The 12,025-nt window shown below is 51.2% G+C and carries 12 protein-coding genes, 1 tRNA gene and 1 riboswitch; of the genes, 4 read left to right on the forward strand and 9 right to left on the reverse strand.

Going from position 1 to position 12,025, the window contains the following annotated elements; translation table 11 throughout:
• Positions 1-6: 6 nt before the first annotated feature.
• The 7 genes from ACYSNS_RS11930 to ACYSNS_RS11960 all read right to left on the reverse strand — a co-directional run bounded on the left by ACYSNS_RS11930 (position 7) and on the right by ACYSNS_RS11960 (position 5,536).
• Positions 7-813: an ABC transporter permease gene (locus tag ACYSNS_RS11930; RefSeq protein ID WP_461723391.1), complete on the reverse strand. Its 807-nt coding sequence runs from the start codon at positions 811-813 to the stop codon at positions 7-9.
• Positions 814-838: 25 nt separating this feature from the next.
• Positions 839-1,969, reverse strand: a complete 1,131-nt coding sequence (locus ACYSNS_RS11935; RefSeq protein ID WP_461723392.1) for an aryl-sulfate sulfotransferase — start codon at positions 1,967-1,969, stop codon at positions 839-841.
• Between the two features lie 337 nt (positions 1,970-2,306).
• Positions 2,307-3,398: a pyrroloquinoline quinone biosynthesis protein PqqE gene (gene pqqE / locus ACYSNS_RS11940; RefSeq protein ID WP_461723393.1), complete on the reverse strand. Its 1,092-nt coding sequence runs from the start codon at positions 3,396-3,398 to the stop codon at positions 2,307-2,309.
• On the reverse strand, positions 3,395-3,706 hold the full coding sequence (pqqD, locus tag ACYSNS_RS11945; RefSeq protein ID WP_461723394.1) for a pyrroloquinoline quinone biosynthesis peptide chaperone PqqD: 312 nt from the start codon (positions 3,704-3,706) through the stop codon (positions 3,395-3,397). The genes pqqE and pqqD overlap by 4 nt, the downstream gene beginning before the upstream one ends.
• Positions 3,707-3,710: 4 nt before the next feature.
• Positions 3,711-4,457 carry a pyrroloquinoline-quinone synthase PqqC gene (gene pqqC, locus ACYSNS_RS11950; RefSeq protein ID WP_461723395.1) on the reverse strand — a complete coding sequence of 249 codons (747 nt, stop codon included), beginning with the start codon at positions 4,455-4,457 and terminating at the stop codon, positions 3,711-3,713.
• Positions 4,454-5,386, reverse strand: a complete 933-nt coding sequence (gene pqqB / locus ACYSNS_RS11955; RefSeq protein ID WP_461723396.1) for a pyrroloquinoline quinone biosynthesis protein PqqB — start codon at positions 5,384-5,386, stop codon at positions 4,454-4,456. The genes pqqC and pqqB overlap by 4 nt, the downstream gene beginning before the upstream one ends.
• Positions 5,387-5,440: 54 nt before the next feature.
• Positions 5,441-5,536: a pyrroloquinoline quinone precursor peptide PqqA gene (locus ACYSNS_RS11960; protein ID WP_461723397.1), complete on the reverse strand. Its 96-nt coding sequence runs from the start codon at positions 5,534-5,536 to the stop codon at positions 5,441-5,443.
• A gap of 252 nt (positions 5,537-5,788) precedes the next feature.
• Between ACYSNS_RS11960 and ACYSNS_RS11965 the strand changes: the two genes are divergently transcribed.
• From ACYSNS_RS11965 to ACYSNS_RS11980, 4 genes are all read left to right on the forward strand, one after another.
• A complete protein-coding gene (locus ACYSNS_RS11965) occupies positions 5,789-6,751 on the forward strand; it encodes a dihydrodipicolinate synthase family protein (RefSeq protein WP_461723398.1) in 963 nt (320 codons plus the stop codon).
• A 341-nt stretch (positions 6,752-7,092) separates the two neighbouring features.
• A complete protein-coding gene (locus tag ACYSNS_RS11970) occupies positions 7,093-8,340 on the forward strand; it encodes an NAD(P)/FAD-dependent oxidoreductase (protein WP_461723399.1) in 1,248 nt (415 codons plus the stop codon).
• Positions 8,341-8,342: 2 nt separating this feature from the next.
• Positions 8,343-9,344 (forward strand): 4-hydroxyproline epimerase, encoded by a 1,002-nt coding sequence (locus ACYSNS_RS11975; RefSeq protein WP_461723400.1) that lies wholly within the window; start codon positions 8,343-8,345, stop codon positions 9,342-9,344.
• A 17-nt stretch (positions 9,345-9,361) separates the two neighbouring features.
• Positions 9,362-10,378, forward strand: coding sequence for an Ldh family oxidoreductase (locus tag ACYSNS_RS11980; protein ID WP_461723401.1), 1,017 nt, complete (start codon positions 9,362-9,364; stop codon positions 10,376-10,378).
• Positions 10,379-10,617: 239 nt separating this feature from the next.
• Here the strand turns inward: ACYSNS_RS11980 and ACYSNS_RS11985 are convergent.
• Both ACYSNS_RS11985 and ACYSNS_RS11990 read right to left on the reverse strand, forming a co-directional pair.
• A tRNA-Gly gene (locus ACYSNS_RS11985) sits at positions 10,618-10,691 on the reverse strand.
• Between the two features lie 70 nt (positions 10,692-10,761).
• Positions 10,762-11,850 carry a 2'-deoxycytidine 5'-triphosphate deaminase gene (locus tag ACYSNS_RS11990; RefSeq protein ID WP_461723402.1) on the reverse strand — a complete coding sequence of 363 codons (1,089 nt, stop codon included), beginning with the start codon at positions 11,848-11,850 and terminating at the stop codon, positions 10,762-10,764.
• Positions 11,851-11,939: 89 nt separating this feature from the next.
• Positions 11,940-11,974: riboswitch (SAM riboswitch) on the forward strand.
• Positions 11,975-12,025: the final 51 nt, after the last annotated feature.

The raw sequence follows: 12,025 nt of genomic DNA on the forward strand, positions 1-12,025 counted from the left end.
CTCTTCTCACGCTTGTTGCCAATGGACGAGACGGCGGCCGATGCGATAGGCAATTGTGTCAAGCAATGCGCCAAGTATACCAAGTTCGATCAACAGGGCAAACATCCTGTCAGTCCGGATATATTGTCGTGCCTCTTGCAGGCGGAAACCTATCCCCGACGATGCTCCGGTCAACTCGGCAGCAACAAGACTCAGGAAGGCCAGTGCGACGCCAAGGCGGATGCCCGCGACAATGTGGGGCGCTGCAGCCGGAATAATAACCAGAAAAAACTCACGCAAGCGCGGTGTCCCCAACGAGTTGGCGGCCCTCACATAGATATCCGGTACATAATCCATTCCTTGATGGGTATTGAACCATACGGACAAGAAAACTGTGTAAGCTATAACGAAATACTTGGAGCCTTCACCAATGCCAAACCAGACAATGGCTACAGGAACCAGTGCAATGGCGGGAATAGGGCGCATCAATGTCAGAAATGGATTGAGGATTAACCGACAAAACCTTGTGCGCCCCGTCAAAAGGCCTGCAAGGATACCAAGACTAGCCCCGATAAAAAAGCCGATAGCCGCCCGCGAGAGCGACGTTGCAAGGTCCGACCATAGAATACCGCTTTTTGCCATTTCGACCGCGGCATTCCAAACATCCAAGGGAGATGGCAAAATGGTTTCGGGTGGGTTTGCAATCAGCACAGCCAGCCACCACAATAAGACAACAAGCACAAAGGAAACCGCACCCTTCAAGGGTGTCAACCGGCCAATAAGGCTACCGGTTGCGGTAAACAGAACCGGACGAGCCGCTTTGTGCTTTGTCATTGTATCTTCATTTCCAGGCGCTGTTTCAAGCCTTATTCAGCCAGTGAATGCTATCGGCTGCATAGCGATGGGCACGGAAGCAGCTGTTTTGCGGTCCGGCTGCGTAGTTGCGCGAGCCGTCGTCGGGATATTCATCAAAGAACGGTATAACGTATTCCCAAACAAGCGTGCCATCCGGCGTCACTTCGAAAAGTCTGCCAAATGCTGATTCACAAATCAACGTATTGCCATTCCAGAGTCTTTGGGCACTGCCCATATAGGGCGAAAAGAATGAGGGTCGGACAGGGTCGGTATATTCCCACACGGTTTCACCGGTCAGCGGATTGATCTGAACAGCGCGGGAATGGGGCGATGTGACACCGGAGCGTATATTACCATTATCGAAGACGAGAATCGAACCGTCTGCCATTTCAACCGGTGTATGCTGCTGGGCTAAAATATCCGGCCCGATGCGCCAGACGACCTTATTGGTTTTCTTGTCGACAGCAATGACACCTGATGTTACGCGCAAGCTCATCAAAACCAATCCATCACGCGTTTCGCCCAAGCCGTTTATAAGCGGCCAATGGCGGTTGTCAAAAATCGGATGGACGGGGTAATCTTCCGGTGCGAGATGTTCTGCTGCCGACCAACGCCAGACAAGCTCACCGGCGCGGTTTACCTCTTTGACAACATCGCCATAGACAATGCCATCTTCCGCATTGCGTCGCGGGTCACCACCGGAAACGCGGGCGGAAAGTTCTTTCGACATAGGCTCTACAGCGCCGTAGAGCAGGTTGCCATTATCCAGCCAGCGGGCATCATGGTGATGTGTCGGATCTTGGAATTGCCAGACAACATCGCCATCAGGTGTGGCTTCATAGAAATCTCCGCCTTTCCAAAGCGGCCATGCCGGATAAGGAGCAGGGGAGTTTATCAGGCTGCCATTATAGCCAAGATTACCGTTTTTGAGCAGCACTGCGTCACGTCCGGCACGTACAGGCATTTTCCATGTATGCGCCACATTGCCTTCAATATCGACGAGGTAAACAACGCCGTCCGATGTCTGGGGAGCAAAAAGCGTGAAGCCGCCGGCTGTCTTGCTCCGGTCTATTGCTGTCAGTCCGGTTTTGCGACGGCGAATGGTCACCTGATCGGCGGATGAATGTTCAGACATTGCAATTTCCTGTTCTTGCTGGGTATCGCTGCGCGCAATTTATTGCCGAGGCTTTTTGGGATTGCGTGGATTTATAAAAGTTGACACGCTGGCGTCAAGGGTGAAACCGCTTGCAAAGCAAAGGAATAGGGAAAAAATATCCTTTTATGTCAACTGTCACGGCATTTGGAAATACGTCATTTGCTTTATGCGGATATCGTAGATGGTTTGATGCGCGTTGTGATGCCGGTTCGTTAGAGCGGTACCCGATTGATGTGAGTCATCCATCGGATAAGATACTGCGACAAGTCAAAAGCCTGAGACGCGCCGGCCTGATGAAATCAGGTCAAAAATTGCTCTAAAATCTTCCCGGTCGGCGATATTGAAGTTCGGCGTCTGATTGGCTGGCAGCCAGTCCGATTTCTTGCATATGGCTGTGCAATGGCGATTTTATGCAGGCAGGATCAGTCGCAGCCGCATCGCCCGCAATGGCAAGTGCTTGACAACGGCAACCGCCGTAATCAATGTCGCGCCGATCGCAATTTCGGCACGGCTCTTTCATCCAACCTGTACCGCGATAGGCTTGGAATGCGCTTGAATGCCACCAGATATCGGCAAGGCTATGCTGACCATAGGTTTGAAATTCCAACGTTTTGATCGTGGCGGCTGCATGGCAAGGCAATACCGTTCCATCTGGAACCACCACAAAAGCGTCTTTTGCCCAGCCACCCATGCAAGGCTTTGGATAGTCGGCAAAATAATCAGGTATGACATAATCGATATTCAAGATGCCACGTAGCTCTTGACGGTAGGCAGCCACCTTTTCCATCTGCTTCTCAAAATCGCACCGTTTGGGCATCAAGGCCGCGCGATTTATCAGCGCCCATCCCGAATATTGGACATTGGCGATCTCGAGTCTTTCGGCACCAAGATCAAGTGCCAATTCTATATAGCGATCCAGCTGATCCATATTGAGACGATGGATTGGCGCATTGATTGTCAGGGGTAGCCCAAGTGCGCGCACCATACGTGCCGTTGCCAGTTTCTGTTCAAACCCGCCTTTATATTGGCCGACGATTTCGGTTGTCGCGCTGTCGGTCCCTTGCACAGAAAGCTGGACATGGTCGAGGCCTGCAACTGCCAATGCTTCCAGTTGCTTTGCTGCAATGCCCACACCGGCAGTAATGAGATTGGAATAGATCTGGTTTTCGCGCAGGCATGCCACAAGTTCTGGCAAATCCCGCCGTAATGTCGGTTCGCCACCCGATAAGTGCACCTGTAACACGCCAAGTGCCGCCGCTTCACTAAAAAGTGCTGTCCAAAAGGCGGTGTCGCGCTCTTTATTGGCTTTCATCAAAGCCAGCGGATTTGAACAATAGGGACATTGCAACGGGCAGCGATGTGTCAGCTCGGCCAACATGCCGATAGGATGAAGAACGTCTGTACTCATAGTTTCAACAGCAATTGGTCAGAGAAATCCTGTAGAAATTCCAAGACATCCGCGCGGACATCATCCGGGCTGGCATCGTAAATTTGTGCGAGCATTTGACAGATATCCTTGACGTTACGCTCGCCATCACAAAGCTGGAGAATGTCCAATGCAACATCGTCCGGCCAAAACACCTTTTCTGGTGAAAGAAGCGCGAAGGCCTGCCGAACCGGATCGAAATACAATCTAACATGGGGCAACAAAACGGGCCGGCTATCGCTTGAAACAAGAGCGCGATGGCGTCGTTTGGCTGTGTCTGCAGGTTCCACCTGTTTACCCCCTGAACGCGCCGGGCGGTATGTGGCCGCTTTCGCCATAGGCATGTTGCAAAGCATCCAGCATTGCCCATAAAATATCGGTTTTGAAAAGCAAAGCATCAATGACTGCCTGTTGCTTTTCCGGTGTATCGGCATGTTCGCGAACATAAGCCAGTGCAAAGTCGGAATCGCGCGGAGCTTGTGTCAGCCGCGGCTTGAAGTAGGCCAATGTTTCTTCCGTCACATAAGGGTATTTGGCCAACATTCCCGGTACGCGCTCGGCGATGATAACGGGCGAAAATAATTCCGTCAGCGACGATGCCACGGCTTCCAACAAAGGACGGTCACGGCAAAACTCCACATAGGCGCCGACAGCAAACCGCGTTGCCGCCAAGGCCTGCCTTTCGCTCTTTACAATGTCTTCATCAAGCCCAAGGCCGGTTGCAAGCTTGAGCCAGCGTGAAATGCCGCCGTCCAAACCGTCTGTGCCATCATGATCGACAATGCGACTGCGCCATTCGGCCCTGAATGCGGGATCTTTTGCACGCAGCAAGATTGCCGCATCCTTGCGCGGAATAGCTGCTTGATAGCAATAGCGGTTCAATGCCCATGCTTGTAACTGCAGCTTGCTCATTTTCCCTTCCATCATGTAGGCATGATGGGGATGTTTATTGTGGTAACGTTCCTCGCCGATTTGGCGCAAAACCTGCTCCAGTTCATCGCCAGTCAGTCCGTTGCGGGCGTAATTGTGAAAATCTGTCACAGTATAATCTCCATTCCGTCAAAGGCGACTTGCCAACCGGCCTTTTCAACCATTTGCCGCTCTGGCGCATGGTCGTCCAAGACAGGATTGCTATTGTTTATATGAACGTAAATCTTTTGGTTAATTGAGGCATCTTGCCAGGCGCGAAGCGATCCTTGCTCGCCTGCCATGGAGATATGGCCCATACGTTTTCCCGTTTTCGGCCCAAGCCCTGCCTGCAGCATTTCATCATCATGAAAAAGCGTGCCGTCAAACAGCAGGCAGTCGGCGTTTTTTACCCGCTCAAAAAGTTCGACATTAACCTGCGCACAGCCGGGAATATAAAAAAGCGTCTTGTTGCTGCCGGTTTGGCCGATTTTCAAACCTACGGTGTCGCCGTCTTGAGAACCAAAATTTTCGTCTGCCGGATTCTCCATGAAAAGAGCAATCTTGCCTGCGACCACGAAGGTTTCAAGGGTAATATCGAGGGGATTGCCATCCACATCACAAATCGCTGTGACACCTGTGAGGGGCAATATATGGCGTTTAACAAGATCAGGATTTAATACGTTGAAAATCGGGTTTGCATCAAGCACATCCAATACGCGCTTTGTCGCATAAAGGTTGAAGGCTTGTCTTTCCCGCAGGGTTAACAAACCTGCTATATGGTCTACGTCGGCATTGGTCAGAACAACGGCAGCAATGGGAGTTGAACGAAGCGGGCCATCTGCATCGGGATGAAGGCACGGTGTATTTTGAATTTGCTGTCGGATGTCGGGAGACGCGTTGAACAGCACAAACCGCTTTCCGTCGGCCGAAGCGATGATGCTGGATTGTGTCCGTGCTAAGAAGCCGTTTTCTGCGTTGCGCGCATTGCGGCTGAGATGATAGTTACAATTCCATTGCGGGAAACCGCCGCCAGCGGCGGAACCTATAATTTTAACAATCACGCGATTGAACCTGAAAAAGCCTGTTTCGGCTCAAGTCCGAAACAGGCTGATAAATTAACGCTTCTGTGCGATTTCAGCAGGCAGATAGCGCGAAATTTCCATTCCGGCTGCAACCTGGCACATGGATGGTTTTGACCAGCTTTTTTTCATCGTAAAAATCCTAACTCTTCATACTTATCAAAAACAGCGTCGTGTTTTTTACCTTTATGAACCGTGCGAGCGTGTTTCGCAACGTTTTTTTGCAAGCAACCCCACGCTGGTAAAGCAACAAACGGTGAGGTCGCGCCAAGGTTGCATCAGCAAGAAAGACGAAGCCCGCCATTATTATCTTGACAATTATATTTGCATTGATATCCTTTTGATATATCAATGCTGAAAACGACTGCGTGTGAGGAGAACAACATGAACAGCACTATTTTTTCAGGTGTCATTCCGGCGCTGATGACGCCATGTAAAGCAGACCGCACCCCCGATTTCGATGCTCTTGTTAAAAAGGGTAAGGAGCTGATCGCCGCTGGTATGTCGGCCGTTGTCTATTGTGGTTCGATGGGTGATTGGCCGCTTCTAACCGATGCGCAGCGTATGCAAGGTGTCGAAGCGCTGGTTAAAGCTGGTATCCCGGTGATTGTTGGTACAGGTGCTGTCAACACAGCCGTTGCTGTTGCTCATGCAGCGCACGCGCAAAAGGTTGGAGCCAAGGGTCTGATGGTTATTCCGCGTGTTTTGTCGCGCGGTAGCGTGGTCAGTGCCCAGAAAAACCATTTCAAAGCTATTCTGTCTGCGGCGCCTGATCTTCCAGCTGTCATCTATAACAGCCCCTATTACGGTTTTGCCACGCGCGCAGACTTGTTTTTCGCGCTTCGCGCCGATCATCCAAACCTGATCGGGTTTAAAGAATTCGGCGGTGCTGATGATATGCGCTATGCGGCAGAAACCATCACCAGCCGTAATGATGATGTAACCTTGATGATCGGCGTTGATACCACGGTTGTCCATGGTTTCGTCAATTGTGGAGCAACAGGTGCGATCACTGGCATCGGCAATGTCTTGCCGAAAGAGGTCATCCATTTGTGCAAACTGTCGCAAGCTGCAGCCAAGGGTGATCCCGATGCGCGCATTCGCGCGCAGGAATTGGAGAATGCACTTGCTGTTTTATCCTCATTCGATGCCGGTCCCGACCTCGTATTGTATTTTAAATATATGATGGTGTTGAAGGGTGACAAGGAATACACGCTTCATTTCAACGAAACCGACGAATTGACGGAAAGCCAGCGCGGCTATGTGGAAAGTCAGTTCCATTTGTTCAATCGCTGGTACAGCGAGTGGAGCAAACTTCCCGGTGCCGTGCAAACGTGTAAAGCATGACAACTGATGCCCCGCTTTGCGGCGGGGCTTGCTGCTGGCAGGTGATTTTGCCAAGCTGACACGATAGGACAAAGATAATTGTGCGGGAACCGGAATGGACGGATTCAACTGTAGGGAAATATAAGGGATAGGCAATATCTCAAATCCGACATTCTAGGTCGCAATCTTGGGCCAACGCATTAGCTCTAACTCTTAGTTTTTACCGCAATTCTTATCCGAAAACCGTTTCACACTTTTCGAGAATTGTTTCAAAGATCGCTATAGTCATGGGGCATTGAAAATACAGGATTGATCAGGGGATCAATTTGGCGTTTGATGTCCGATATCCGGGAGGAGTTGAGATGGAAGAAGTCTCTAAGAGCGTGATTATTGTCGGGGCAGGTATTGTCGGTATCGCGACAGCTTGTGTCCTTGCTGAAACTGGTTATCACGTCACCGTTATTGATCGGGCAGGGGTGAGTGAAGAAACGAGCGCCGGCAATGCTGGCGCTTTTGCATTCAGCGATGTTCTTCCTATTGCCTCGAAAGGTGTTTTCAAAAAACTGCCCAAATGGATGCTTGATCCGCTTGGCCCTTTTACCATCCGCCCGTCCTATCTGCCCCGCCTGACACCTTGGCTTTACCAGTTTTGGCGGGCATCCCGTCCTGCCGCACAGAAAGCCACGATTGAAGCGCAAGTCGCTCTTATGCGGCTTGCCGATCGTGAAATGATGGCATTGGTCAAACGGGCAGCGCTGGAAGGCCAACTGGGAACGTCAGGCGCCTTGGAGGTCTATGAAAGTGAGGGTGAATTCAAAGCGGCATTGCCCAGTTGGAAACTGCGAGAACATTATGGTATCGAAGTCAACCATATGAACGCGGCGCAAATGGCTGACATTCAGCCCGGCCTATCACCTCGCTTTATTGCGGCGAGCTACGTTCCGGCGTGGCGCAATGTCAACGATCCAAAACTGTTTGGAAAGGCGCTTTGGAATTATGCGCAGTCACTTGGTGCCAATCTCATTGTTGATAGGGTCCTGAAGATCACGCCGCAGCAAGATGGCGCGCGTGTGACAACCACCAGTCAGGCAGAGCATGTTGCCAACCATGTGGTTGTTGCAACCGGTGCGTGGTCGCACTCCCTTGCCAAAGCGCTGGGTGACACCATACCGCTTGATACGGAACGCGGATATAATACAACCCTGCCGCGCGATAGTCTGGATCTTCGACAGCAAGTAACATTTGGCGGGCACGGCTTTGTTATGGTGCCTTTGTCGACCGGTATTCGCGTTGGTGGTGCTGTGGAGATGGGCGGGCTTGATTTGCCGGCCAATTTCAAACGTTCGGCAGCCATGCTGACCAAAGCCAAAATGTTCTTCCCTGAACTAAAAACAGAAAATGGCGTGCAGTGGATGGGATTCCGGCCGTCTATTCCCGATGGCCTTCCGGTTATCGGTTTTGCCAAGAACAGCCAACATGTTCTTTATGCTTTTGGCCATGGACATCTGGGGTTAACGCAATCGGCAGCCACCGCACGTCTCATCACAGATTTGATTGAAAACAGGGGGCCGAAAATTGCGATGGCACCCTTTGCACCTGGGAGATTTTAATTATGGCACGTCATACATTCTTCTGTGTCGATGGACATACCTGTGGCAACCCTGTTCGCTTGGTCGCAGGCGGCGGGCCGCGCCTTGAAGGTGCAACCATGATGGAAAAGCGCCTGCATTTCCTGCGTGACTTTGATTGGATTCGCACCGGCCTTATGTTTGAACCGCGCGGCCATGACATGATGTCGGGTTCAATCCTCTATCCATCGACGCGCGAGGATTGTGATGTGGGTGTCCTCTATATCGAGACATCGGGCTGCCTGCCCATGTGTGGCCACGGTACGATCGGCACTGTCACCATGGCCATCGAGCAGGGATTGATCACCCCCAAAATCCCCGGACAAATCAGTCTGGATACACCGGCAGGAAAGGTCGATATTGTCTATGAGCAAAATGGCGAATATGTCGATAAGGTTCGTCTGACCAATGTTCCTGCTTTCCTTTATGCGGAAGGGCTCGATGTCGAATGTCCCGATCTCGGCATTTTGAAGGTTGATGTGGCCTATGGTGGCAATTTTTATGCCATTATCGAGCCGCAACAGAATTTTACCGATATGGCAGATTACAGCGCCCTGCAACTTATTGCATGGAGCCCGGTCTTGCGTGAGCGCTTGAACAATCTATACACATTCCTGCATCCCGAAAAGCCGGAGATCAACCATCTGAGCCATATTATGTGGACGGGAAAGCCTACCCAACCGCAGGCGCATGGCCGCAACGCCGTTTTCTATGGCGAAAAAGCCATTGATCGTTCGCCTTGCGGCACAGGCACGTCGGCGCGCATGGCGCAGCTGACGGCCAAGGGCAAACTTAAGGAAGGCGATGACTTCATACATGAATCCATCATTGGCTCAATGTTCGAAGGCAGAGTGGAAAAAATAACGACATTGGCAGACAGGTCGGCGATTATTCCATCGGTCGCCGGTTGGGCCAGAATGACAGGTTTGAACACGATTTTCATTGATGATCGTGACCCATACAAACACGGTTTTGTGGTGAAATAGACTGAGAGTTTCGGGTGATGAGTGACTTGATAAGGCTATCATTGCAGGAGATGCAATCTTTTGCTCTGGAAACATTGCTGAAAAGTGGCTACGCAAACGACCATGCCAAAGCTATCGCCGAGGTGATATGCCAAGGCCAACGTGACGATTGTCATTCGCATGGACTTTATCGGCTGCTTATTTGTATTCATTCTCTTCAATCCGGCAAGGTCAATACAACTGCGCAGCCGATCATTGATGCGTCCAAGCCGGGAATGGTACGTGTTGATGCGCAACAGGGTTTTTCACCCTTGTCTTTTTATACCGGATTGCCGTTTTTGGTAGAAAAGGCCCATCAGCATGGCTTGGCTGCCATGGTGATCAATCATTGCTATCATTTCTCGGCTCTATGGCCGGAAGTAGAAGCCATCACCCAACATGGGCTGGTGGCCATGGCAATGACCCCCAGCCACAGCTGGGTTGCGCCAGCGGGTGGCAAAAAACCGGTCTTTGGCACCAATCCGTTTGCATTCGGCTGGCCGCGGCAAGACAAATTTCCTTATGTTTTCGACTTTGCCACCAGCGCTGTTGCGCGCGGAGAGATAGAGCTGCACCGCCGCATGGGCAAACCTCTTGCCGATGGCTGGGCCGTTGATCAAGACGGTGTCCCGACAACCGATCCGACAGCGGCGCTTGACGGTGCGATGCTGACATTTGGCGGTCATAAAGGATCGGCACTATCCACGATGATTGAATTGATGGCGGGATCGATGATTGGCGATCTTACCAGTCTGCAATCCTATCGCTATGACGGCGGTTCGAAAAGTACACCCTACCATGGCGAGTTGATTTTGGCATTTGATCCACATTTCTTTGGTGGTCAGGATTATGATGCGGGTCAACAGTCATCGGAAGAACTGTTCGAAGCGATCGTGCAGCAAGGCGCACGTTTGCCTTCAGAGCGCCGTTACAAAGCACGCAAGAATAATATGGAGAATGGCTATGTCACCGTTTCGAAGAATTTGATTGCGGATATCGAAGCGCTGGTTGGTTAAAGCATATTGCCAAAAAGTGGCCTCCGGTTTTTGGGTAACAATATGCGTTGGAAAAACCTATTGCCAAAAAGTGGTTTCCGGTTTTTGGATAACAATATGCGTTGGAAAAACCTAATACCAAAAAGTGGCTTCAAGGTTTTGCGTCCATCACGCGCTTTCAAGCCTATGAGCGCGGGTGGCTGTAAAGCTTTGGCTTAGCTAATTTTATAAACGATTTTGCCAGTGAAGAGCATGAAAATTGGAGCGGGTAGCGGGAATCGAACCCGCGCGTTCAGCTTGGGAAGCTGACAAGCTACCATTACATCATACCCGCATCGGTGCGATGTCTTGCACAAGAGCGATGCAATCTTCCCGCAATATTGTCAAGGGTTCTTCCATCAAACCTATTTAAAATGTTTGGAAAGTTTAAGCCCCTGCGCCTGATAGTTCGAGCCAAGTTCCCGGCCATAAAGCGCTTTTGGTCGGTTTAACATATGCTCATAGACAAGGCGCCCGACAATCTGGCCATGTTCCAGAATGAAGGGAACCTCATGGCTGCGGACTTCCAGCACAGCTCTTGCGCCTTTGCCACCAGCATCGTTATTGCCAAAACCCGGGTCGAAGAAACCGGCGTAATGGACGCGGAATTCGCCGACGAGCGGATCGAAAGGGGTCATTTCAGCGGCATAAAGCGGCGGTACATGCACGGCTTCACGCGAGACCAGAATATAGAACTCGTCGGGGTCGAGGATAAGCTCACGGGCACCACGATCATAAATAGGTTCCCAAAAATCCAGAACATCGGCGAGCGCTCTTTTGTCGACATCGATAACGCTGGTATGGTGTTTGCCGCGATAGCCGACGAGACCGTTTTCCCCGCCGGTCAGATCGATCGACAGCCCGACACCGCCGCCGCTAATATTGGGAAGATCATCAGAAACCAATGTTTCACTTTGATGGAGTGCATGCAGCTCTATCTCATCAAGTTGGCTTTTTCCTTTGCGGAAACGGATTTGCGAAAGACGGGATCCGGTGCGCACAACAATAGGGAATGTCCGCGGGCTTATTTCGAGATAGAGCTGGCCTTGATAGCCGGCACAGACTTTATCGAATTCCTGCGCTTGATCGGTGATAACACGGGTAAAAATATCCAATCTGCCGGTTGAACTTTTCGGATTTGCCGAAGCTGACAAATCCTGCGGTAGGCAGAGTGTTTCAAGCAATGGCACAATGTAGACACAGCCGGTTTCAAGCACTGCGCCTTCACTGAGATCAAACTCGTGCAGTTTCAACCGCTCCAGCTTTTCAACCACTTTGCGGTGGGGGCCGGGCATAAAGGACGCGCGAACCCGATAGGCTTTGGCCCCAAGCCGCAGGTCCAAACTCGCCGGCTGTATCTGGTCATCATCCAACGGGCGATCGCATTGAAGAACGCCACTTTCAAACAATGCGTGAATGTCGCTATCTGCAAGAATGCCGCTCGAGCGTGCCATAGTGCTTAACCTTCTGTCTGTTGTGCCCTCTTCTTTACCCAGATCGCGGATTGACGCAAGCTGTTCAAAGGATTATGGAAAGCTTATCCCGTGGTGATTTGGCCGGCCGGCTTGCAGCCACGTTGGGTTGACTGGAAATATAGACGACATTGTATGGGCTGGTAAAGCCCCGATC

This window comes from Bartonella sp. LJL80, from assembly GCF_054871565.1.